This is a genomic window from Streptomyces sp. NPDC091279 (assembly GCF_044757465.1).
Taxonomy (GTDB): Bacteria; Actinomycetota; Actinomycetes; order Streptomycetales; family Streptomycetaceae; genus Streptomyces.
Map to the genome: position 1 here is coordinate 311,765 of NZ_JBIVVA010000007.1, position 22,031 is coordinate 333,795.

The following is a 22,031-nucleotide window of genomic DNA, read 5'->3' on the forward strand; positions in this document are numbered from 1 at the left end:
GCGGCTCTCCTCAACTGCGTTGCTCCACACGGCTCTTCACCACCCGCCGCGCTGCACTTCGCGCGTGGCCGTCACACGAGGGGGCGAACTCCCCTACGTCCGCGCCTTCTTGGCCTTGCGCGGGAGGTAGACCAGTGCCTCGGTGCCGACGAAGCGCAGGACGAACGTCGTCACCAGCGCGAGCGCCGTGGCACCGAGCGCGCCCATCCCGAACCGGTGCACGAACAGGGCGATCAGCGGGATGCGCAGCACGAGATCGGCGTTGGCGAGCAGCGTGAACCGTCCGGCCCGGTCCCAGAAACGGCGGTGCTCGCGCCGGTCGCGGAACAGCAGATGCTCGATGAGAACGAAGTTCCAGGCGACGCCGAGCTGGTTGGCGACGATCTCCGCCGGGACGTAGTGCAGGCCCGCCCTGGTGAGCGCCCACAGGCCGAGCAGGTTGGGCAGGAACCCGGACGCGCCGATCAGGCCGAAGCCGATCATGCGGGCCAGCGGCGCGGCGGCCCGCAGGCCGGCCAGGTGGCGCAGGAAGCGCAGGCCTTCCCTGGCGCTGGACTTGGACTCGCCGGCGAACCGGTCCTGGAAGACGAACGGCACCTCGGCGACGTGGGGCGGTCTGGTGCGGACGGTGAGTTCGAGGAGGATCTTGTAGCCGAGGGGCTTGAGGGCGTCGGCGGTGATGTCGTCGCGCCGGATCGCGAAGAAGCCGCTCATCGGGTCGCTGACGCCCCGCAGGCGGCGCGGGAAGAGGGACTTGGTGAGCCAGGTCGCGCCGCGTGAGACGGCCACCCGGTAACCACCGGCGAGCCCGGCCCGGCTGCCGCCCGCGATGTACCGGGAGGCGACCACGAGCCCGGCGCCCGCGCGTTTCCCGGTGGCGACCAACTCCGGTACCAGGGACGGCGGATGCTGGCAGTCGCCGTCCATGACGACGATCCACTCCGAGGTGGCCGCCGTGATGCCCTCGACGACCGCGCCGCCGAGTCCGCCGACGGGTTCGGCGCGGTGCAGGACGGTCACCGGGAAGGGGCAGTCGCGGGCGGCCGCGCGGATGACGTCCGGGGTGTCGTCGGTGGAGTCGTCGACGAAGACGACCTCGCAGGGCAGCCGGGACGGCACCGACTCCCGTATCTGGTGCAGGAGTTCACGGATGTTCGCGGACTCGTTGAAGGTCGGGACGACGAGGGTGACGGCGCCGGGTTCGGCGAGTTCGGCGGTGTGCGGCGCCGGGGCGGTCAACTCGCCCGGCACAATGGACTCCTGGGTCATCGGGCGCCTCCGGAGACCGACTGGATCTGCCGGATCTCGATGCGGTCGGGGCCGGTGCCGAAGGTGGCGACCGGTGTGGAGTGGTCGAGGGCGGACCGCACGTGGGGCAGGTCGGGCGCGTCGCGCCGGACGGTCGGGGAGGCGACCACGTAGTCGAGGTCGCGCCAGCCCCGGGGCATGGTGCGGGTGACGGCGGGGTCGAGGTCGGCCTTGTAGAACCAGATGACGCCGAGCCCGGGTCGGTACCCCTGGTGCACCAGGTCAAGCCAGAGCGCGTCGTCGACGAGGACCCGGGTGCCTTCCGGGTTGGTGACCTCGGTGGCCAGCCATCGGGAGGCGGCGCGGTAGGGGGCGTTGGCGTCGGTGGTGACGGCGGTGCGGGCGCCGTCGTACCAGCGGGGGACGACGACGGCACCGGCCGCGAGCGCGAGCACGACGGCGAGGGCCCGGCGTCCGTCGCGCAGCCATCGTTTCTCCTCGTCCGTCCGTCCGCGGCGCAGGACGGCGTGGGCGACGGAGGCGGTGCCGCCGGCCAGCACCAGGGCGAGGAACGGCAGTGCCTGGATGACGTACATCGCGGGCAGATAGCCGTTCGGGCGCAGGGCGAGGGCGGCGAGGATCGCGACGGTGAGGGCGGGTCCGGCGAGTGCGCGGGCGGTGACCGACCAGCGCCAGGTCACCAACAGCCAGGCGGCGCCCGCGAGTCCGCCGATCGGGAGGACGCGGTCGTAGTAGAGCCAGGACTGTAGGACGCCGTGGGAGCCGGAGCCGGGGTCCAGGACGAAACCCGAACCCGGCCTGGTCATCTGGTAGGTGACGCCGTCCCACAGCGAGACATGCCCGGCGCCCGGCACCAACTCGCCCTTCAGCAGGGCGAACAGGGGGTAGGAGAGGCCGATCAGGGTGCACGCGGTGACCGCGCCGGTGACGGCGAACTTACGGGTGTCGCGGTGGCTGTGCCGCCACATGGTGAGCAGCAGCGCCGGGAGGACGACGAGCATCGTCTCCTTGGTGAGGACGCCGACGGCGGCGGCGACACCGGCCCCGAAGTGGTGCCAGAGGTGGCGACTCGGGGAGGCGGCGAGGGTGAACGCCAGCAGCGTCCACAGGACGGCGAGGTTGTCGAGGAAGATCTCCCGCTGGAGGACGACCGACAGCGGGGAGAGCCCGAACAGGGCCATCGCGAGCCCGGCCGCCCAGCGGGGCAGGGACAGCCGCCGGGCCAGGACGTAGACGAGGATCGCGCTGACCGCGCTGATCAGCAGCATCACCGTCCGCATGGTGGGAACGGTCATCGCGCCCGGGCTGAGGACCGCCGGTATCCAGGTGAGCAGGGCGAGTTGGAGCCAGCCGAGCGGCGGGTGGTCGTACCAGTAGGTGTAGTGGGCGAGCCCCCGGCCCTGCTGCACGGCCCACGCCTGGGCGAGGTAGGTGCCCTCGTCGTCGCTGAGGGCGGGGTAGTCGGCGATGTTCCAGCCCTGCACGGCGAGGATCGTGACCAGGAGCGCGCCGCACAGCAGCAGGTCGGGGCGGGAGGCGCGGAGGCGGCCGGGCGGGCCCGATGCCGTCGCCGGGTCGTTTTCGGGCGCGGGCGAGCGCTGCGCGGGGACCTGGGAGGCGGTCGCCGCGGGGAGGGTGGAGGTCACGCGGGGACGTCCTCTCGGAGGTCGCGGGGCAGGGCGGCCTCGGTGAGGTGGGCGCCGGTGTGGGTGGTCAACTCCCAGTCGCCGTGGCCGCGTTGCTCGCGCCAGACGGCACGGATCGCGGCTCCGGCGAGGAGGATCTGGTAGAAGGGGCCGCCGACGACCAGCTTCAGGTAGTGCACGAGGCGGACCCGCAGCCCGTACTGGACGCCGAAGTCGTGCAGCCCGACGATCTCGAACACGAAGGTCACCAGGGCGGTGACGGCGGGCAGGAAGGTGAGGAAGGCGACGCCGACGGGCACGTCCATGAGGAGCGCGATCGCCGCGTTGAGCGGGATGACCACACCGGAGAACGCCTGGAGGAACGGCGTCATCAGGGTGTAGCGGGCGAGCAACCGCTGCCCGAATCCCGGGAGTTGCCGCCAGTCCTTCTTCCGGTAGACCTGAAGGAAGCCCTGGTTCCAGCGGGTGCGCTGCTTGAGCAGCGACATCAGGCTGCCGGGTGTCTCCTCGCGGGTGACCATCGCGGAGTCGTAGGCGACGACGACCTTCTTGCCGACGGAGGAGAGCCGCACCCCCAGGTCGCAGTCCTCGGCGAGGCAGTTGGGGTCCCAGCCGTCGGCCGCGCGCAGCACGTCGGTGCGGACGAAGACGGTGTTGCCGCCGAGCGGGATGAACCCCTTCTGCGCGTGCAGATGCAGCCGGGACCTGAACCAGAAGAAGTATTCGAGGCAGTTGCGCAGGCTGTACCAGCTGGAGTGGAAGTTGATCAGCTGCACCCCGCCCTGCACGACGTCCGCGCCGGTGGTCCGGAAGGCGTGGTCGACGTGGGCGAGCAGCTCCGGATGGACCTGGTCCTCGGCGTCGAAGACCCCGACGACGGCGCCCCGGCAGTGCGGCAGCGCGGTGTTCATGGCCTTCGGTTTGTTCTTCTTCTCATGGGTGTCGACGACGACCCTGACGCGCGGGTCGCGGGCGGCGGCCCGCTCGGCCACCGCCGTCGTGCCGGGGTCGTCGTGCCCCACGATGACGATGATCTCGAAGTCGGTGTGCGTGGATTCCAGCAGCCGCCGCACGGTGTGGTCGAGCACCGCTTGCTCGTGGCGGGCCGGCAGCAGCAGCGAGAACGACACGTGCGCGTCGCCGTCCGGCCTGCTGAACCGGGTGGAGGCGAGCACTTCGGGCGTCCGCCACGCGTGCATCTGCCACCACAGGGTGAACGCCGCCATCCAGAAAAGGGCGAGCGAAACGACGGCTATGAAGATCGACGTGAGCAAAAGATCCCCCCAGAACCCTGATGTCCCCCCGGACATGACGGCGCGTCACCGCGTTCGCGTCACGCCGGAGAGACTATGGGCTATCTGTGAAGGACACAGGCCGTTTCGGTGAAGTGCGTGTTTCCTCACCTTGTGGACTGGACGTGCGTAATCCGAACGGCCGTCATTTTTGCGCGAGTTGAGGGGGTGTCAGGTCATCCGGAGAGCGTGTCGCGCAGCCGCTTGGGGTCGGTGACGGGGGCGTCGCACGTGAAGTGCCGGCAGACGTAGGCGGCCGGTCGGCCGTCGACCAGCGGGCGGTCGGCCAGCAGCGGGAACTCCTCGCTCCCGGCGACCCCGTAGGCGACCACCGCTCCGGGCGCGGTGCCCAGAAGTGCCGTCCGGTGCAGGGCCGTTGAGGCCTTGTCGGCGGGCGCGGACGCCACCACGGCGACCTCGCGGGGACCGTCGAGCAGCGCCTCGGCGACGGCGAGCCCCCAGCCGACGAAGCGCGGCACGCGGGGCCCGAGCTTCTTCACGACGCCCAACGCCCGTTCGGCGGCGGTCCGGTGAGGTGCGGAGCCGGTCTGCGCCGCGTATCCGAGGAGGGCGCCCGCTGCGGCGGTCCAGCCGGACGGGGTGGCGTTGTCGGTCGGGTCCTGCGGGCGGCGGATCAACTGCTCGGCGTCGGAGGCGGTGTCGTAGAGGGCGCCGGTCTCCGGGTCGGTGAACCGGGCGAGGACGTGGTCCAGGAGGAACCCGGCGAACTCCAGCCAGACCCCCTCACCGGTGACCGAGGCGAGCGCGAGGAACCCCTCGGCGACATCGGCGTAGTCCTCCAACACCCCGGCGTGGGTGCCTACGTGGCCGTCCCTGCTGGTGCGGGCGAGCCTCGCCTGCTCATCGAGGTGCAGCCGCACCAGGAGGTCTGCGGCGCCGACCGCCGCTTCGACCAGGTCGGGGCGGTCGAAGTAGGCGCCGGTCTCGGCGAGTGCGGCGACGGCCAGGCCGTTCCAGGCGGCGACCACCTTGTCGTCGCGTCCGGGGGCGGGGCGCTCTCCACGGGCGGCGAGCAGGCGCCGTCGGATCGACTCGACCTTCTCGGCGTCGAACACGCTGTCCTGCTGCGGGAGTTGGAGCACCGAGGCGCCGTGCTCGAAGGTGCCGTCCTCGGTCACCCCGAAGTAGTGCGCGGCGATCCGGGCATCGTCCTCGCCGAGCACCTCGGCCAACTGCCCCGGCGTCCAGGCGTAGTAGGCGCCCTCCACATGCCGCCCGGTGCCGTCGTCGCTGTCGGCGTCGAGCGCGGAGGCGAACCCGCCCTCGTTCGTGCGGAGTTCACGCACCAGGAAGTCGGCGGTCTCCAGGGCGACCCGGCGGGCCGGCTCGGACCCGGTGGCCCGCCAGAGGTGGGCGTAGACGCGGCACAGCAACGCGTTGTCGTAGAGCATCTTCTCGAAGTGCGGCACGATCCAGTCCCGGTCGACGGAGTACCGCGCGAAGCCGCCCCCCAACTGGTCATAGATCCCGCCCCGGGCCATCCGCTCGCAGGTGTCCTGCGCCATCTGCAACGCGCCCTCGGCGCCGGTCCTCGCGTGGTGGCGCAGCAGGAACTCCAGCACCATGGACGGCGGGAACTTCGGCGCCCCGCCGAATCCGCCGCGCTGCGGGTCGTACTCCCGGGTGAGCCCGAGCAGCGCCTGCCCGATCTCCGGCTCCCCCGGCGCACCTCCGCCGCCGTTCCCGGTCCCGAAGTCGATCTCCCGCTGCGACAGATCGCGAACGATCTTCCCGGCGACCTCGGCGACCTCGTCCCGCCGGCCGGTCCAGGCGGCCCGCACGCCCTCCAGCACCTGCCGGAAGGACGGCATGCCGGAGCGCGGGGCGGGCGGGAAGTAGGTCCCGAAGTAGAAGGGCTCGGCGTCCGGCGTGAGGAACACGGTCATGGGCCAGCCGCCCTGCCCGGTGGCCGCCTGCACGGCCTCCATGTACACGGCGTCGACGTCCGGCCGCTCCTCCCGGTCGACCTTGACGCTGACGAAGTGCTCGTTCAGATAGGCGGCGGTGACATCGTCCTCGAACGACTCGTGCGCCATCACATGACACCAGTGGCACGCCGAGTACCCGACCGACAGCAGGACGGGCACGTCACGCCGGCGCGCTTCCTCGAAGGCCTCCGGGCTCCACGGCCACCAGTCGACCGGATTGTCAGCGTGCTGAAGCAAATACGGCGAGGTCACACCAGCTAGCCGGTTCATGCGATCCACCCTCTCACGTCGCCCAGCCCTGACGGGTCAGTCGGCGGCCCCCTGCCCCGCTGGGCCAGTTACCCTCATGCGCCATCACGTGGTGGATACAAATTGCCCCCTTTGTGCCCATATCACCCCTGCGGGCGATGGAGCTCCGCTCCGGCCCGGAGCCGGTGCCCGGCTGGGAGCAGGCAGTACGCTGAATCGAGCAGCACCGGGCCTGACGAGCATCCTCGAAGGAGGTACGCGATGACCGCGGAGATGGTCGCCCCCGCGTGGATGCGCACGCAGATCAGCGCGGAGCAGTATGACTCCTGGTCCGAGGAGCAGTGCGCCGGCATGGAGATCGTGGACGGGATGGTCGTCGTCAACCCGAGCACTTCCAAGCGCCACAACCGGCTGGCCCGGATTCTGGCGACCGCCTTGGACGCCGCCGCGGGCCCGGACTGGAACGCCGACACGGACTTCGACGTCCGCCTCCAGGACGTTCCTCTCACCAATCGGCGCCCGGACGTCACCGTGTACCGGGCGGAGACCATCGACCTCACGCCCACCCGCCCGGAACACGTGCTCCTGGTCGTCGAGGTGGTGTCCCCGGGTTCGGAGACCACCGACCGGATCGTCAAGGTCGACCAGTACGCCAAGGCAGGCATCCCCTTCTACTGGCGCATCGAACAGTCCGCGACCGGTGTCCCCCTCACCTACACCTACGTCCTCGACCCGGCCACCAGGACTTACCGGGACGGCGAGGTGTTCACCGGCACCGTGAAGACCGTCGCGCCCTTCTCCGTTACCGTCGACCTCGGAATCTGAGGGACGAAGGACCTCACCTCGGCATCGGCGCTGCGCGCTGGAGGGTCACGCCGTTGTCAGGATGGCCTCGCGGACGGCGTTCGGGTCGGCTCCGTCCGCCGCGAACGTCACGACGGGCCAGTCGTCGAAACGGGTTTCCATCAGCGTTCCTCTCCGGCGATCCGGAATCGCGGCTTGCCGCCAGGTCTCGTTGAACATCGGCATGCAGTCCCCCCGTCTGGCCCTGCCCCGCCCCGGTCACTCCACGGGAACAAGTCGGCCCTTCCCCCATTCCCGGCAGCCGCTCTACGCCTTGCCTGCCTCCGTGTTCGCGTAGGTCTCGCTTCTCACCTCGCCCGCGCTCTTCGCCTCGTCGGCCGAACTCCTCGCGGCCAGCGAGGAGTACAGGGCGCCTGTCGCGGCGATGGCGGTGGCCGTCCAGAAGGCGTAGGTGAAGCCCGGGTCTGCGGGCAGTGCGGTCCCCGGCGGGGTCCGGGAGGCCAGCAGGGCCGCCGCGAGTTGGCTGCCGACGGCGCCGCCCACCGTGCGGGCCACGGTGTTGATGCCGTTGGCCGTGGCGATGGCGTCCGGCGGGGCGACGTCATGGATGAGCCTGGGCAGCGCCGCCATGGCCCATCCGAACCCCGTGCCGATCACCGCGTACGCCGCCACGGCCTGCCACTCCCGGGCATGGAACCCGGCCATCGACGCCCCGCCCACCGCACTCACCGCGAGCCCCAACGCGAGCGGAGCGCGTCGCCCCAGCCCGCGTTCCACCCACCCGGTCGCCGAACTGGCCGCCAGCCCGAGCAGCGTGCCGGGCACCAGGATCAGCCCCGCGACGGTGACCGACGCGCCGAAGCCGTGGGCGACCGGTCGGGCCGCCTGCGCGGGCGGCCCGGCCGGGAGTTCGGCGAGTTTGGGCACCAGGACGTAGAACACGAACTGGGTCGCGCCCAGCAGGAACGCACCCATGTGAGCCGCCGCGATCGGGCGACCGAGCAGCAGCGCCGGGTCGATCAGCGGATGCGCCGACCGGCGCTCCCACCCCAGGAAGAGCCCGCCGCACACCACCGCGCCCGCGAACAGCGCGAGCACCCGGAGCGACAGCCACCCCCAGGACGGGCCTTCGGTCAGCGCCAGCAGCACACACACCAGCGTTAGGCCCAGCAGCCCGGCGCCCGGCAGGTCCAGCGGCGCCCGCACGGTCGCCCCACCGCCGGGCACATGACGCGCCACCGCCCCCAGGGCCAGCGACGTCAGCCCCGCGCCCGCGACGAACAGCCACCGCCAGGAGACGTGATCGACGATCAGCCCGCCGAGCAGCAGCCCCGCGCCCGCCGCACCGGCCACCAGCCCGGAGGTGAGCCCGAGCCCGAAGGCCCTGCGGTGCGGGGGCAGCACCTCGCGGATCAGCCCCAGGGAGAGCGGCAACAGCGCCAGGCTGACGCCCTGTACCGCGCGGAAGGCGATGAGGGAGCCGACGTTCCAGGCCAGTCCGGCGCCGATGTTGCCCGCCAGGTGCACAGCAAGCGTGATCATCAGGACGCGCCGTCTGCCGTGGCTGTCCCCGAGCCGGCTGAGTACCGGGGTGAGGACCGCGCTCGCCAGCAGCGTCGAGCTGAGCACCGCCCAGGAGGCGCCGACGGCGCTCGTGTGCAGGTCGGCCTGGAGGACGCTCAGCGTGGGCACGAGCATCGTCTGCACCAGGGAGTAGGACAGGACGGACAGGATCAGCGCGGTCAGTGCCTTCGCCCCGGACGGTGCGGCGGACGAAGCGGCGGGGGTGGACAAGGGGCTGACTCCTTGGACGGGGCTGGGCTCATCGGTCTGCGCGTAACGGTCCCGGTGGATTCGAGCCCGGTGGATTCGAGCCCGGCGGCCGCAGAGCCCGGAGGGGGTGGAACGGAGTTTGCGAACAGTGTTCGCTAACGGCGAGCATAGGCATCCTGCCCCTTGGTCACAACCCCGTGGCGTGGTCGTGGGATGGCACCGTCCGCCGGGAGGGCCGCCCGGGGCAGCCGTTAGGGTGCTGGATGTGAACGCACGCGCTCCCGGCCGACCGCGCGTCCTCTCCCGCGCCCGCATCGTCGAGGCGGCCCGCCGGATCGCGGACGACGAGGGACTCGACGCGCTGACGGTGCGCCGGGTCGCACAGCGGCTCAGCACCGGGCAGGCGTCCCTGTACCGGCACATCAAGGACCGTGACGAACTGCTCCGGCTCCTCGCGGAGGACGTGGCGGCCCAACTCCCCGGCCCCGCGGACCACCCCGACCCCCGGCACCAGGTCATCGGCCAGTGGCTCGCCGCGTACGACTACCTGGCCCGGCACCGCTGGGCGGCCCGGATCATCGCCGAGGGCCAGCACATGGCGGACGGCGCCTCGGCCTTCAACGACAGCGCCCTCGACGCACTCCGCCGGACGTCGACCGGCGACCACCGGCCCACCGGCGCGGCCGCACCCCCCGCCGATGTGCTGCGCGTCTACCGGGTGCTGTGGCACCTGCTGCTGGGCTCCCTGCTCAACGCCCACCCCGTGGGCCACGCGGGGCGCCCCACCGAACAGGACGGCGGACGCCCCGACCCCGCCCCGACAGACCCCCCGGAAGAAGCCGACCCCGCCCCGACAGACCCCCCGGAAGAAGCCGACGCCTCCCGCGACGACTTCACCTGGGCCCTGCCCCGCATCCTGGACAGCCTGCTACGCCCTGCCTGACAGCGCCGCCGACGAGGAGGGACGCCGCGTGAGGGAACAGCCGCGCGCTCCCTGGTGCTCGACTCCCCGACCCTGTCCCCGCTGCCCCCACCCTCACGACCGCTGGAAGAACTCCACCTCCGCCAGTGCCAGGTGGCGGCCCGAGGTCAGCCCCGTGGGGGAGTGCAGGGTCAGGCGGATGGTGGTCACGTCGCTGATGCCGGTGGGGAACGGTTGGGAGCCCGGCTTGTCGCTCAGGTCGAGTTGCCGGTCGTGCCGTTCGCCGTCCTCGCTCGTCACCTCCAGGTCGATCCGGAGTGCGCGGCCCTCCTGGGCGTACTCCTCCGGGTCCACCGAAGTGCCGTTGGTGATCAGCACGTTGACCAGGCGGAACGGCGTGCCGAAGGTGTAGGTCACCGAGGCGCCCGCCGCCGGCGCACCCCAGTAACGGTTCCGCAGCCCGTCCGTCGTGTTCTTCACCGGGTGACCCGGCACCTCGGCGCTCGCCGTGACACGCACCGGCGTCACCGGCTTCGGCTTGGACAGTTTGTCGAGGGTGTCCTGGTACAGGGCCCGCCCCGCCGGCAGCAGCAGGAAACCGCCCGCGCACAGGGCCAGCACCACGGCCAGGATGACCAGGAACCGCGTCCACCGGCCCGAACTCGCCCGCACCCGGCGCCGGAACGGCCACACCGTCCGCCACCACGGCAGCGGGTCCGCCTTCGCCTCGGGCCGCAGCGGCGTCGCACACCGTCGGCAGAACCGGCGTTCGGGCTGGTTGAGGGCGCCGCAGGACGGGCACGCCACCCCCGATGTCGTCTCCTCCCCCACCTCCACCGACCGCACGACCGGGCGGTGCGCCACGGGCTTCGCCGGGAGCACCGCCCCGACGGGGTCCGGGGCAGGCGGCGACGGTGCCGGGGACGGTGCCGGGGGTTCCGGGGGCGGTGCCGCGCCGGGTGCGGGGGAACGTCGTTCGGGCTCTGTCTCCCTTTCCGGAACGGGAGTTGACGCCCTCTTTGTCTCCGCCGCCGGAGGTGTCTGCACCTCGGGTTGCGAAGGGGGCGGCGTCGGGGTCGGGGTCGGGGTCGGGGTCGGGCGTGGTTCCTCCGACCAGCCCAGGTAGGTGCCGCAGTTGCCGCAGAAGTCGTCTCCGGGGCCGTTGGACGCCCCGCAGGCGGGACACGCGCGCATGACGTCACCTCCCTTCGTCGGCGGGTGGGCCGGGCAGGATCTCCACCCGGCAGACGGTGTGGACCGGGCACATCGCCCGGACGATCTCGCGGACCCGGTGTGCGTCCAGCCGCGTGTCCCCGCGCGTCGGGTCCGGCCAGACCAGCACGACGGGGTCGCCGGACGGCTCGGGCGGCAGGTCGCCGTCGGGGGTGCTCGACCAGCGGGCGGCGCCGCCGTCGCGGACCTCCGCGTGGGCGCCGAGCGCGAGCCGCAGGGCCTCGACGAGACCGCGCCGGGTGCCGCGCCAGCGGTGCAGTTCGACGGCGCGGCCGACCGCCTCGCGGCGCCGTTCGACGGGCCAGCGGGGATCGTCGTCGGCGCCCACCCAGGACGCCAGCCAGGCCAGGAAGTCGGCCGGGGCGAGCCGCGGGTCGAGGTAGGAGGGCAGGTTGTCGAGGGTCGCGAACACCGGGGCGAGGACGGTGTCGAGGCCGGAGGTGAACCGTTGCGCGAAGTCGTCGTCGGCGTAGAGGGCGGGCAGTTGCGCGCCGATCGGGTAGCGGCTCGGCAGGCCGGGGACGGCGGCCCGGCTCATCCGCGCGCCTCCGGTTCGACCGGCGTGACGACGACCTGGTGCTGGTAGGAGAAGACCAGCGCGCCCGCCGCCACGTCGATCCGGTCGGTGGGCCCGCCCCGGCGCCCGGTGACCGGGTCGGCCGGGAACAGCCGGATGTCCTCGATGAGGGCGTTGCCGGTGGCGCGTTGCAGCACGCCGAAGATCTCCCCGTACTGCACGGGCCGCCCGAACGGCCATCCGCTCCCGTCGGGTCCGCCGCGCAGCGGGTTGAGGTGCCGGTACAGCGCGGCCAGCGCCGCGTCGCGGACCGCGTCGGGGTCGCCGCCGGGCGCCACCGCGAGCCGGGCCACCACGGTGACGCCCTGGTAGACGGGCGGCTCCACCAGGACCCGGGTGCCGATCAGACGCCGTTCGTCGAGGCTGGTGGTGATCGCCTCCAACACCTGCTCGGACGGGATCAGTTGCTCGAAGCGGAGCCGGTCGTCGCCCTCGTCGGCGACCGCGTCCGGCACCACCAGGACGCGCACCGCGCCCGCACCGGTCGCGGCCGGCAGGCAGCGGACCCGGCGGACCGAGGGCGCCGCCTGGCGGGCGATGATCTCGTGGTCCTCGGCGGTCACCGCGCGCTCCTGCATGCGCAGCGCCTCGGGTGCCCGCAGTTTGGCGTTGTCGAGGGTCTCGCCCGCGACGCCACCACGGGCCGCCTCCCGGTTGGAGACCTGCGCGATGTAGGGGACGGAGCTGAGCAGCACGGAGAGGGTGCCGCGCGCGACGTTGCCCGCCGGGCCGCCGCCGGTGCGGTAGCGGGCGACCCGGATCTGGGCGCCCTTGGGCGGCACCGCGCCGCACCGGCGCAGCGTGCCGTCGGGTTCCCGCAGCACCGGCGGGAAGCTGAACTCGCCGTCGGTGACGTCCACCCGCACATGCCGGTCGTCGGGCCCGGAGCGGCCGAAGTGCTCGACGACCTCCCAGCGTTGCCAGCCGTCGGCCGAGGACACCTCGACCACCGGGGGGCCGCCGTCGAGGAGGATCGGCGGGCGGCCGATCCGGAACGTCTGCCCCGAGACGCCCTCCGAGGTGCCGAGCGGCACGTCGGTGACGGTCTCGGCGTGCTCGACGGACATGGTGCCGCCCACGGTGAACACGGCCGCCTCGCGCACGGTCGGGGACTCCGAGTAGAACGGCTGGCCTGGCTCCGCCTCGGTGACGCGGCAGCGCAGCCAGCCCGCCCGGGTGTCGCCGATGACCGACGCGGTGTGCGTGGCGGGGACGTGGACGATGACCTCGCCGGGGCGGTTGAGGCCGCCGGTGGTGTCCTCGCCGGTCTCGCAGCGCCGCCAGCCGCCGCCGTCCCACGCCTCCCACACCAGCGGGGGCTGGCGGGGGTCGACGCCGACGCCCTCGACGCGGCTGTCCAGGTGGACGGCGAGGATGCAGCGAGGCACCGCCGTCGGCAGGCCGAACAGCAGCGCGTCGCCCGGTTCCGGTGCCGCCTGGAAGCACGGCACGTCACGGTTCTCGGCGATGTCCCGGGTCCGGTCGGCCTGCTCGCCGGTGCGGGGCGCGGTCAGCAGGTGCGTCAACTCGCTGGGCACGATGCGCAGTTCGCCGGTGGTGGCGAAGACCGGGGGTTCCTCGCTCTCGCCGCGCACGGTGGTGACCTCGGTCCCGGCGGGCAGCACCACGGTGTCGGTCTGCGGCGCCGACAGCCAGAAGTCGACGTCGGCACCGGCCGCCGCCGGGGGGAAGAGGCGGATGCCCAGGAGGTCGAGGAACGCGCTGTAATTCTTGTCGGGCACCCGGTTGAGCCGGTACAGCAGCTGGTCGACGAGGTAGGCGAACGTCTCGATCAGGGTGACGCCCGGGTCGGAGACGTTGTGGTCGGTCCACTCCGGGGCGCGCTGCTGCACATACCGCTTCGCCTCGTCGACGAGTTGCTGGAAGCGGCGGTCGTCCAGGTTGGGGGAGGGCAGGGCCATCAGTCGGCGACCAATTCCTCGGCCCCCTCCTCGGAGGGGATCGTGTAGAAGGGGAAGACCAGGTTGCGCCGGTCGTTGGTGGAACGCAGCGTGTAGTGCACGTCGATGTAGAGGGTGCCGTCCTCGATCGCGTCGAAGGCGACGACCACGTCGTCCACGGCGATGCGCGGCTCCCAGCGTTCCAGGGCCTCGCGGACCTGCTGGGCGATGCGTCCGGCGGTGGCGCCGTCGCCGGGGGCGAAGACGTAGTCGTGGATGCCGCAGCCGAACTCGGGGCGCATCGGGCGTTCGCCGGGCGCGGTGCCGAGGACCAGCCGGATGGCCTCCTCGATCTCCTGCTCGCGTTCGACCATGCCGATCCCGCCGGTCGGCCCGACCCGCAGCGGGAAGCCCCAGCCGCGCCCGATGAACCGCTCGCTCATCACACGCCCCCGATCTGGACGTTCAGGGCGCCGAGGCTGATCATCGCGCCGCAGGTGGTCTTGTCGCCCAGCCGCGCGGCGGGCAGCCCGCCGATCAGCACCTGGCCCCGGACGGCCGCGGCCGGGTTGGGCAGGATCACGTTGACCGCCGAGGCCACCGCGTGCGGCGGGATCACGCAGGTGTGCACGCTGCCCGGGCCGGTGGGGCCGGTGGTCACGGCGGCGGGACGGCCGCCGATCAGCACGGTCAGCACCGCCCGCGCGGCGGGTCCGGTCGGCAGGGCGATCACACCGCCGTGGTTGGTGGGGTCACCGGTACGGGCTGCGGCTGGCATGCGGTGCTCCTTCGGGAACGGTCGCGCGGGGCAAGGGACTTGGGCAACGGCGGTGAGGTCGGGGCGAGTTGATCGGGTCGGCCTTGGCCATCCGGGCCAACGGTCGTCGGGTGGGCGTCAGTTGATGCGGATGAGCTTGGCCTTCAGGACGGCGAGGAGGCCGCCGTCGACGGTGACGCCCGACGCGCCGTTGACGGTGACGTCGCGGCCGCCGATCTTCACGCCGACCCGGCCCTGGATGTCGACGTTCCGGCCGGAGACGCTCACGTCGCCCCGTCCGGCGTCCAGGGTGATGCCCTTCGTGTCGAGCACGACGGAGGTGAGGCTCTGGCGGCTCTTCCCGGCGTACACCGTCAGCTCGATGCGGTCGCGCCGGTTGTCGAGGAACACCTCCAGGCGTTCGTCGGCCGAGCTGAGCCGGACGCCGGAGCGGCCGGGTGAGCGGGCGTCGAGCAGTTCGACCCGGTGTCCCGAACGGGAGACCAGGGAACGCCGGTTGACGCGTCCGGTGGTCGAGTCGATGAGCGGGACGTCGTGCGGGGACGGCTGGTCGACGCCGTTGTAGAGGCCGCCGATGACGTACGGGCTGTCCAGCAGGCCCTGTTCGAAGCCGACCAGGACCTCGTCGTTGACCTCGGGGCTGAACACTCCCCCGCCGCCCTTGCCGCCCCACTGCACGGTGCGCACCCAGTCGGTGACGTAGGTGTCGTCCAGCCAGGGGAACGTGAGGCGGACCCCGCCCCTCTGGGCGCCGCCCGTCTCGCGGACGTCGGTCACCACGCCGATGGCCAGGCCCGGCATGCGCGGGCCGCGCCCCGGTGCGTTGGCGCCGGTGACCAGGCCGGTCAGGGAGCGGTCGGGGCTGGTGCTGACCCACACCGTGGTGCGGTAGCCGCCGTGCGGTTCGAGGACGTGCTGCACGGCCGTCGTCGTGTATTTGCCGGAGAAGGCCTGGCCGACGTTGCCGAGCGCCACCGGCTTGCCGGCCCGCAGCCGGGGGTTGCCCTCGGCCAGCAGCTCCAACTCGCCGAATCCCGCGCTGATCTGGTCGGCCACGGCGCCGGCGACGGCGGTCGTCTCGGCCTGGGTGCGGTAGGGGGTGTCCGTGACGGTCACCTTGGCCGACGTGCCGAACCGGGCGGCGAGTTGGGGGCTGAGCCCCGGCATCACGGTGTCGCTGGTCACCGCCGGTTTTTTGGCCACGAGCCGGCGTTTGGTGGTGACGTCCCAGCCGCGCACCTCCACCTCCGAGGCCCCGTCGGCCGCCGACAGGGAGGCCCGCAGCGCCAGCAGGTTGCGCCCGTACTCCAGGACCATCGGGTTCTGGGTGGCCGGGGTGGAGGGCGCGGGCGCGCCGGACGCCTTCTCGGGCCGGGTGAACTGGAGCGTCCCCTGGTCGTCGACGCGGACCTGGGCGCCGCTCTCGCCCGCCAGGAACTGGAGGAAGTCCCAGTCGGACACGTTCGCCTGGGAGAGCTGCTGGTAGGTGACCGGCGCGGCCTCGACGGTCCCGCAGGCGAGCCCGGCCCCGGCGGCGACCTTGCGGACGATCGCCGCGGCCGTCATGTTCCGGTAGGCGACGACCTTGCGGCCCCGTTGCAGGCGGTGCGCCTTGGAGTAGGCGCGCAGCACGGTGAAGGAGCCGGTGGTGTCGCGGTCGACCTCCATGCCGGTGACCTCGCCGTTGAAGAGCCGTTCGCGGGCCTGGCCCGAGACGGTGACCACGGAGACCCGCAGCGGGGTGCCGATGGTGATGCCGGTGGCCTGGAGGAACTCGTGGTCGGGGTCGCGGAAGGTGAGGACGGCCGCGTCGGGCAGGCCGACGTTCTCGTCGACGACGCAGCTCATCAGCTGGGCGGCCCAGATCTGCGGGAGTTCGCCCGGTGTCTCCACGACGGGGTCCGCCGCGAACGACCGGCCGCCGCGCGCCTCGGGTGTGGTCACCGTTCCTCCTCGGCACCCTCGTCGCGCAGCCCCGGCACCACCAGTTCGGTGCCGGGTGCCAGCGCCATCGGGTCGTCGATGTCGTTCGCCTCGGCGATGACCCGCCAGGCCGTCGCGTCGCCGTACTCCCGCCAGGCCAGCAGGGCCAGGCTGTCGCCCGCGACGACGGTGTGCGTGCTGCGTGCGGTGCGGGCGCCGGACGTCGGGTTCTGGCCCGCCGGGTCGACGCTGGCCTCCTCGATGGAGAGGTCGCAGGTGGCCCTGAGCGGCCTGCCGTCCACGTCGAACAGCGTGTACGAGACGGCGAGGCTGGTGAGCACGCCGTCGAACGACGTCGTCTGGGCGGTGCCCCATTCGAACCGCACCCAGGGGCTGGCGGGTTTCTTGCGGCCGAGGCTGGCCGGGGTCGGCACGCATGCCTTCATCAGCTTCTTGACCGCCTGTTCCACGGAGTCGTCGTGGGTGGCGGTGGCGTCCAGGAACACTTCGAGGCTCAGGGTGCGCGGGCCGCTGCCGACGAACTCGGGCAGCGCCGACTCCCCCGCCATCCGGGACGGGGTGCGCCGCCACTCGGTGGTCTTGCCGAGCCGCAGGGTGGAGGGGTTGAACTGGAGGTCGAGCTGCGCGACGGTGCTGCCTGGCTTGGCGCCGACCGAGGTCGGGGGCTCCTTCAGGGTCAGCTGGGCCCTGGTCCTGCTGGAGCGGACCACTGAGGACATCGCGGGACCTCCTTTCCTGGAAGGGGGGGGCGGACAGAGGCGAACGGAGGGGAGGGGGCGGGGGTCAGGAGGGGCGCAGGCCCTGGTGGGCGATCTCCAGGGTCTCCACCGCCGCCACCGAGCTGGACGGGTCGAAGGAGGGCCCCTGCCAGCGCACCGGGACGATCCCGGAGACCTGCCAGCTGATGATCCGGGTGAGGTCCGGTTTCAGCGCGACGATCTCGCCGTCCTTGGGCCGCACCTGCTTCAGCGTCTCGTCGAGCCAGCGCGCGATCTTCGCCGTGTCGGCGGTGACCGGCCGGGTCAACGTGATGTTCGACCAGGTCACCCGGCCCGGCAGCTGCCAGGTGAACTCGTTGTTGCCGCCCTCGGCATAGCTCTCCATCTCGACCTCGGCGCCCATGCCGGAGCAGGTGTGGAAGGCGCCCAGGTCGTCGCCTCCGATGGCCAGCCGGAAGAACACGCTGGTGGCGAAGATGTTGTCGGTCATCCGTCCGTCATCCGTTCCATATGAAGCTCACATCCACGCCCTCAGCGGCGTCCGTCGTAGGGGCGTCCGGTGCGTTCCCGGCCGCGCCGCAGTTCGGTGCGGAGCAGCCGGGCCATCGGGTCGAGCAGCCGCCGCGCCAGGTCGTCCAGGTCGAGTCCGGCGTCCGGCGCCGGCTGCTCGCGCCGCTCCGCGCCCTTGCCGGTGCCCGCGCGCGAACGGCCGGACGCCGGGCCGCCCTTGGCGGGCTCGCCCATGAGGACCCCGGCGGCGGACGGCGGGGGCGCGGGTGGTGTCTTCTTCTTCATCCCGCCGCCCATGAGCAGCCCGGCACCGGTCGTGTCGGAGACGTCCCGCTGCACCGGGGTCGCCGCCCGCACGGTCACCGGCAGCACGACCGGGACGGGTTCCGCGGGCGCCGGTGCGTGGGGCGGCCGGTCCGCGAGCGGCGGCGCCTGCGGCGCGGTGACCGGCAACGCCCTGGTCTGAACGGTGGGCGGCGCGCCCTGCCCCGGCGACGCGGGCCGCACGACGGGAACCCGCCGAACGGCGCCCGGGGAGCCGCCCGTTGTTCCCGCACCCGGCCCCGCTGCCCCGGCCGACGGCCCGGCCACGGCCCGCTGAACGGTCGGGGGGCGTTCGGGCGGGGAGGCCGCAGCGACCGGCGACGGACCCGGCACCGGACGCGCACTCCCGCCCGACACGTCACCCGGCACCGGTCCGCCCGGCCAACGCGCCGCCACGACCGGCCGCCCACCGGAACGGGCGACGACAGGAGGCGCCGCGCCTTCCGAGTCCCTTGTACTCAGGGCGAGTTGACGGACGGGGAGGAGGTGCAGGGTGCGCTGCGCCGCAGGGGCGAGGTGCGCTGCGGGACGGGTTCCGGTGACCGGGTCCGCGCCCTGGGACCGGGCGCGCTCGCTCACCCCGGCCACGGTGCGGGCGACGACGACCGGACCCGGCGAGCCGGGAACGCCGGACCGCCGCTGCCCACCGGGCCTGGTGCCGGGCCGCTGCCCGCCGGACGAGGGGTGCCCGTCTCCCCCGGCGCCTTCCGGGTTCCCGACAGCCGAAGGCTGGGCGACGAACGGCGCCACCAACGGCGTCGCGGACTCGGCCCCGTACTCCCCCGCGCCGCCCCCGGCCCGCGCGTCCCCCGCGAGCTGAACGACGGCATCCGCACCGAGCAGCGGCGCATCCGCCCCGTCACCGGAGGAGGCACCGGAGGGCGTACCGGGCGAAGAACCGGGGGCCGACTTGGAGGGCGAGTCGGAGGGCGGGTTGGAGGACGGCTGCCCACCAACGCCCTTCGAGGGCAAGGGAGTTGCCGGGGACCCCGAGTCCTTTCGGGCCGGGGCCCGCTGCACGGCCGGAGCGGGCACGCCGGGCGCCCCGGGCACCTCGGCGCTGGGCGGCAACGCGGGCATCGGCGCCCCGAGCCCACCCCGGGCCCGAGCACCGGCGCCCGGAGAGGGGCGAGCCGTTCCCTGCGGGCGCGGGGTGTCAGCGGTGCCGTCGGCTTGGCGCTGCACCACCGGCATCACCGGACCGGGTGCGGTACCCGGAGCGGGGGTCGCGGCGCCGGGCACCTCGGCGCTCGGCGGCAACGCGGACATCGGCGCACCAAGCCCACCCCGCACCCGAGCACCGGCACGGCTGCCGACGCCGGGGGCGGGCGGGGTCGTTCCCTGCGCACCGGGGCTGTGGTCAACGCCCTTGCCAGGAACGTCCGTTGACTGCGAACCGGGGCTACGGTCAACGCCCTTGCCCGGCAGGCCAGTTGGCTGCGCACCGGCGTTGCGGTCAACACCCTTGCCGTGCACGTCCGTTGACCGCACACCGGCGTCACTCTGCGACCGCTGAACGGGAGCCGACCCACCCGGTCGCCGCACCTCAGCCGGGCCGCCCGAGCCGGACACTTCCGCCGTGCTGTCGGCCTGCCGTTGCACCACCGGCAGCACCGGGCCAGGAACGGCACCTGGAGCGGGCGCCGCAGGGCCGGGCACCTCGGTGCTGGGCGGCAACGCGGACATCGGCGCACCAAGCCCACCCCGCACCCGGGCACCGGCACCGCTGTCACCGCCCGAGGCGGGCGGAGCCGTTTCCTGCGTACCGGCACTGCGGTCAACGCCCTTGCCAGACACGTCAGTTGACGGTGAACCGGCGTCACCCTGCGACCGCTGAACGGCAGCCGTGCCGCCGGAGCGCCGCTCTTCACCCGAGCCACCCGACCGCCGCACCTCAGCAGACCCGCCCGTATCAGCCACCTCGGCCGTGCCGTCCGCCTGCCGTTGCACCACGGGCATCGCCGGGCCGGGAACGGCACTCGGAGCGGGCGCCGCACCACCCGGTGTCTCAGCGCCCGGTGTCTGCGTGCTCGGCGGCAGCGCGGACAGCTGTACGTCCAGGCCGCCGCGCACCGGGACCTCGTCCGGCGTCAACGGCGGTGCCGGGGACGGCGGTTCGGCCGGGGTGGCGCGTTGCACCGGGGCCGGGGTGCTGGGCGGCAGGACGGTGACCCGGCGTACCGGGCCGGATGTGCGGCGGGCCGCGGTCAGGGAGCGGCTCACCGGGAGGGGCCGCACGGCCGGGGCGGACGCCTGTGACGTGCCGTCTCCCTGCGCGGGCCGAGTCGCCGTGCGCGGCACGGTCCCGGGAGGTGTCTCCTGTCGGCCGCCTCGCTCCGTCGCGCGCTGAACGGCAGGGGTCGGCGCCCCCTGCTCGCCTCGACCCCGGAGAGTCGGGCCGGGCGTGGGCGGGAGCGCCGTGACGCGTCGGACCAGCGGGATCGGTGGGGCCGGTGGCGTCCGGTGCTCCGTGGGGGACACGGCCCGTTGGACGGGCGGGGCCGGGGTGGGGGTGGGGGTGGGGAGTACGGCGGGGGACGCGGTGGCGGTGAGGTCGGGGGCCCGGGTGGCGGCGTCGGCTGAACGGCCGTTGCGGGCAGGGGTGTTGGGGAGGTCGCGGGGAGGTTGTTCTGTCGCCGGGGAGGGGAGGTCGGCCGCTCCCTCGGGGCGCAGGGCGCGCAGGAGCAGGGGGCCGCCGCCGACCTGGGTGGAGCGGGGGGTGGCCGGGCGGGCGACGCCGCGCAGCAGACCGGCCGGGGCCGCCGGGAGCACGGCGTGGCCGAGTCCCGAGTCGAACGACGGGTTCTGCCAGGAGGTGAGGCCCGAGCGGAAGACGAGGCCGTCGCTCACCCCGAGCGGGGACCGGGCCACCGTGAGCCGCGGGGGCGCGGTGCGGCGCCAGCCGCCGTCCCAGTCGCCGGGGACGGTGGAACCCGGGTCGGCGTCGGCCTCCGGGGTCGCGCCGGTGGGGGCCGTCGTCGGACGGTCCCCGGCATCCGGCGCGGGGGCCCGGCGGCGCAGCCTGTCCCGCCATGCCATGTGCTCAACCGCCTTCGTTCACGCGGGTGTTGATACGGGCGATTTCGGCGACCCACTGCCGACGCTCGTCGTGGGTCAGGTCGAGGATCTCCTCGCGCCGCCAGTGGAAGTGGTAGGCGATGTACGCGATCTCCTCCCGGAGCCGGGGAAGGGCGTACGTCACGATTCCCCCAGGCGCCCACCCGAGAGGTCGACCTCGAAGTCGCCCTCGCAGTGCGGGCAGGTGACCGCGGCGCGGGTGTGGCCCTCGCTGTTGACGCGGCGGTAGAAGTCCTGGAGGAAGGCGACGTCGGTGGCGTACATCCGCTCCACGACCCCGGCGTGCACATCGGTGACCGCGCCGATCCGGGTGATCACCTGACTGAGCAGCACCACGCTGAGGTAGGCCGGGTTCTCCTTGACCCGCAGGTCGATCTGGGGGCGCAGTTCGTCGCGGGCGGTGGCCAGGCGCATCGCGCCGTGCCGGTGCACCGTGCCCTCCTCGTCCACGTAGCCGCGCGGCAGCTCGAATTCGAACTCCGTGCGCAGCCCGTGGTCCTCCCGGCGGCGCGGCGGGGCGGCGGCCGGGGTGGCCGCCGCCTGCTGCTCCGCAGGCTGGGCGGGCGCCGTCGCCTGGAGGATCTCCTCCAGGTTGCCCGCCGTGACCGTACGACGCCTCATTCGACCACGATCTCCTCGAACACGATCGTGACGGACTCGGTGGCCGGGGAGGACTCGCCCGCCTTCAGCGACGGGCCCTCCCACTTGGACGCCCAGCCCTGCATCAGCTGGATGCGGCGCACCGTGTTGCCCTCGGTGTCCTTGATCTCGATGGTGAGGTTCTGGCGGGCGGAGTTGACCGCGCCGTTGTTGAGGGTCTCCTTGATCCAGCTGGTGAACTCGCTGCTCTGGTCGAGCCCCCGGGTGATCGTGATCTCACCGGCCTGCCGGGCGCCGGGCTGCTTGCGGATGATCTGCTTGCCCTCGGCGCTGACCTGCTTGACCTCGACGACCTCCTCCTCGACGGTCAGTCCGCTGATCTCCTGGATCGACTCGACGAGGTAGCCGCCGAGTTGGACGCCGAAGACATGGGTGGAAAGCGCATCGCCCGTTGCCATGACTG

General features: G+C 73.1%; 19 protein-coding genes. 2 read left to right on the forward strand and 17 right to left on the reverse strand.

Features of this window, described 5'->3' with window-relative positions; translation table 11 throughout:
- Window positions 1-93 precede the first annotated feature (93 nt).
- From ACIQOU_RS19865 to ACIQOU_RS19880, 4 genes are all read right to left on the reverse strand, one after another.
- Window positions 94-1,269: a glycosyltransferase gene (locus ACIQOU_RS19865; RefSeq protein WP_401538068.1), complete on the reverse strand. Its 1,176-nt coding sequence runs from the start codon at window positions 1,267-1,269 to the stop codon at window positions 94-96.
- Entirely contained in the window at window positions 1,266-2,915 is a 1,650-nt protein-coding gene (locus ACIQOU_RS19870) for an ArnT family glycosyltransferase (protein WP_401538069.1), read from the reverse strand. The genes ACIQOU_RS19865 and ACIQOU_RS19870 overlap by 4 nt, the downstream gene beginning before the upstream one ends.
- Entirely contained in the window at window positions 2,912-4,189 is a 1,278-nt protein-coding gene (locus ACIQOU_RS19875) for a glycosyltransferase (RefSeq protein ID WP_401538071.1), read from the reverse strand. Before ACIQOU_RS19875 ends, ACIQOU_RS19870 begins: the two co-directional genes overlap by 4 nt.
- Before the next feature lie 194 nt (window positions 4,190-4,383).
- Window positions 4,384-6,426, reverse strand: coding sequence for a thioredoxin domain-containing protein (locus ACIQOU_RS19880; RefSeq protein ID WP_401538072.1), 2,043 nt, complete (start codon window positions 6,424-6,426; stop codon window positions 4,384-4,386).
- A 240-nt stretch (window positions 6,427-6,666) separates the two neighbouring features.
- On the opposite strand from ACIQOU_RS19880, the gene ACIQOU_RS19885 reads away from it, so the two are divergent.
- The gene (locus ACIQOU_RS19885; protein ID WP_401538073.1) at window positions 6,667-7,230 is read left to right on the forward strand and encodes a Uma2 family endonuclease; all 564 of its coding nucleotides are present in this window, start codon (window positions 6,667-6,669) and stop codon (window positions 7,228-7,230) included.
- A gap of 285 nt (window positions 7,231-7,515) precedes the next feature.
- Here the strand turns inward: ACIQOU_RS19885 and ACIQOU_RS19890 are convergent, their stop codons facing one another.
- Window positions 7,516-9,003 carry an MFS transporter gene (locus ACIQOU_RS19890; protein ID WP_401538074.1) on the reverse strand — a complete coding sequence of 496 codons (1,488 nt, stop codon included), beginning with the start codon at window positions 9,001-9,003 and terminating at the stop codon, window positions 7,516-7,518.
- A gap of 244 nt (window positions 9,004-9,247) precedes the next feature.
- Between ACIQOU_RS19890 and ACIQOU_RS19895 the strand changes: the two genes are divergently transcribed.
- Window positions 9,248-9,925, forward strand: coding sequence for a TetR/AcrR family transcriptional regulator (locus tag ACIQOU_RS19895; protein ID WP_401538075.1), 678 nt, complete (start codon window positions 9,248-9,250; stop codon window positions 9,923-9,925).
- Between the two features lie 93 nt (window positions 9,926-10,018).
- Here the strand turns inward: ACIQOU_RS19895 and ACIQOU_RS19900 are convergent, their stop codons facing one another.
- From ACIQOU_RS19900 to ACIQOU_RS19955, 12 genes are all read right to left on the reverse strand, one after another.
- Complete coding sequence (locus ACIQOU_RS19900) at window positions 10,019-10,768, reverse strand: zinc ribbon domain-containing protein (protein WP_401538076.1); 750 nt, start codon at window positions 10,766-10,768, stop codon at window positions 10,019-10,021.
- A 334-nt stretch (window positions 10,769-11,102) separates the two neighbouring features.
- On the reverse strand, window positions 11,103-11,675 hold the full coding sequence (locus ACIQOU_RS19905; RefSeq protein ID WP_401538077.1) for a phage tail protein: 573 nt from the start codon (window positions 11,673-11,675) through the stop codon (window positions 11,103-11,105).
- Entirely contained in the window at window positions 11,672-13,636 is a 1,965-nt protein-coding gene (locus tag ACIQOU_RS19910) for a putative baseplate assembly protein (protein ID WP_401538078.1), read from the reverse strand. Before ACIQOU_RS19910 ends, ACIQOU_RS19905 begins: the two co-directional genes overlap by 4 nt.
- The gene (locus ACIQOU_RS19915; RefSeq protein WP_020938511.1) at window positions 13,636-14,058 is read right to left on the reverse strand and encodes a GPW/gp25 family protein; all 423 of its coding nucleotides are present in this window, start codon (window positions 14,056-14,058) and stop codon (window positions 13,636-13,638) included. Before ACIQOU_RS19915 ends, ACIQOU_RS19910 begins: the two co-directional genes overlap by 1 nt.
- The gene (locus ACIQOU_RS19920) at window positions 14,058-14,393 is read right to left on the reverse strand and encodes a PAAR domain-containing protein (RefSeq protein WP_401538079.1); all 336 of its coding nucleotides are present in this window, start codon (window positions 14,391-14,393) and stop codon (window positions 14,058-14,060) included. The genes ACIQOU_RS19915 and ACIQOU_RS19920 overlap by 1 nt, the downstream gene beginning before the upstream one ends.
- A gap of 117 nt (window positions 14,394-14,510) precedes the next feature.
- Window positions 14,511-16,337: a VgrG-related protein gene (locus ACIQOU_RS19925; protein ID WP_401538080.1), complete on the reverse strand. Its 1,827-nt coding sequence runs from the start codon at window positions 16,335-16,337 to the stop codon at window positions 14,511-14,513.
- Window positions 16,334-17,056, reverse strand: a complete 723-nt coding sequence (locus tag ACIQOU_RS19930) for a LysM peptidoglycan-binding domain-containing protein (RefSeq protein WP_401538081.1) — start codon at window positions 17,054-17,056, stop codon at window positions 16,334-16,336. Before ACIQOU_RS19930 ends, ACIQOU_RS19925 begins: the two co-directional genes overlap by 4 nt.
- Before the next feature lie 64 nt (window positions 17,057-17,120).
- On the reverse strand, window positions 17,121-17,546 hold the full coding sequence (locus ACIQOU_RS19935; protein WP_401538082.1) for a phage tail protein: 426 nt from the start codon (window positions 17,544-17,546) through the stop codon (window positions 17,121-17,123).
- 41 nt (window positions 17,547-17,587) lie between these two features.
- Window positions 17,588-20,929 carry a hypothetical protein gene (locus ACIQOU_RS19940; RefSeq protein ID WP_401538083.1) on the reverse strand — a complete coding sequence of 1,114 codons (3,342 nt, stop codon included), beginning with the start codon at window positions 20,927-20,929 and terminating at the stop codon, window positions 17,588-17,590.
- A 4-nt stretch (window positions 20,930-20,933) separates the two neighbouring features.
- Window positions 20,934-21,092, reverse strand: coding sequence for a DUF6760 family protein (locus ACIQOU_RS19945; protein ID WP_189151611.1), 159 nt, complete (start codon window positions 21,090-21,092; stop codon window positions 20,934-20,936).
- Window positions 21,089-21,589 carry a hypothetical protein gene (locus tag ACIQOU_RS19950; RefSeq protein ID WP_401538084.1) on the reverse strand — a complete coding sequence of 167 codons (501 nt, stop codon included), beginning with the start codon at window positions 21,587-21,589 and terminating at the stop codon, window positions 21,089-21,091. Before ACIQOU_RS19950 ends, ACIQOU_RS19945 begins: the two co-directional genes overlap by 4 nt.
- Window positions 21,586-22,026, reverse strand: coding sequence for a phage tail protein (locus ACIQOU_RS19955; RefSeq protein ID WP_401538085.1), 441 nt, complete (start codon window positions 22,024-22,026; stop codon window positions 21,586-21,588). Before ACIQOU_RS19955 ends, ACIQOU_RS19950 begins: the two co-directional genes overlap by 4 nt.
- Window positions 22,027-22,031: the final 5 nt, after the last annotated feature.

What these genes read in the sequence shown, in the direction of transcription:
- ACIQOU_RS19950 (WP_401538084.1), bottom strand. Translation starts at nt 21,589, where the DNA reads ATGAGGCGTCGTACGGTCACGGCGGGCAACCTGGAGGAGATCCTCCAG.
- ACIQOU_RS19940 (WP_401538083.1), bottom strand. Translation starts at nt 20,929, where the DNA reads ATGGCATGGCGGGACAGGCTGCGCCGCCGGGCCCCCGCGCCGGATGCC.
- ACIQOU_RS19930 (WP_401538081.1), bottom strand. Translation starts at nt 17,056, where the DNA reads ATGTCCTCAGTGGTCCGCTCCAGCAGGACCAGGGCCCAGCTGACCCTG.
- ACIQOU_RS19905 (WP_401538077.1), bottom strand. Translation starts at nt 11,675, where the DNA reads ATGAGCCGGGCCGCCGTCCCCGGCCTGCCGAGCCGCTACCCGATCGGC.
- ACIQOU_RS19955 (WP_401538085.1), bottom strand. Translation starts at nt 22,026, where the DNA reads ATGGCAACGGGCGATGCGCTTTCCACCCATGTCTTCGGCGTCCAACTC.
- ACIQOU_RS19865 (WP_401538068.1), bottom strand. Translation starts at nt 1,269, where the DNA reads ATGACCCAGGAGTCCATTGTGCCGGGCGAGTTGACCGCCCCGGCGCCG.
- ACIQOU_RS19920 (WP_401538079.1), bottom strand. Translation starts at nt 14,393, where the DNA reads ATGCCAGCCGCAGCCCGTACCGGTGACCCCACCAACCACGGCGGTGTG.
- ACIQOU_RS19880 (WP_401538072.1), bottom strand. Translation starts at nt 6,426, where the DNA reads ATGAACCGGCTAGCTGGTGTGACCTCGCCGTATTTGCTTCAGCACGCT.
- ACIQOU_RS19915 (WP_020938511.1), bottom strand. Translation starts at nt 14,058, where the DNA reads ATGAGCGAGCGGTTCATCGGGCGCGGCTGGGGCTTCCCGCTGCGGGTC.
- ACIQOU_RS19885 (WP_401538073.1), top strand. Translation starts at nt 6,667, where the DNA reads ATGACCGCGGAGATGGTCGCCCCCGCGTGGATGCGCACGCAGATCAGC.
- ACIQOU_RS19910 (WP_401538078.1), bottom strand. Translation starts at nt 13,636, where the DNA reads ATGGCCCTGCCCTCCCCCAACCTGGACGACCGCCGCTTCCAGCAACTC.
- ACIQOU_RS19935 (WP_401538082.1), bottom strand. Translation starts at nt 17,546, where the DNA reads ATGACCGACAACATCTTCGCCACCAGCGTGTTCTTCCGGCTGGCCATC.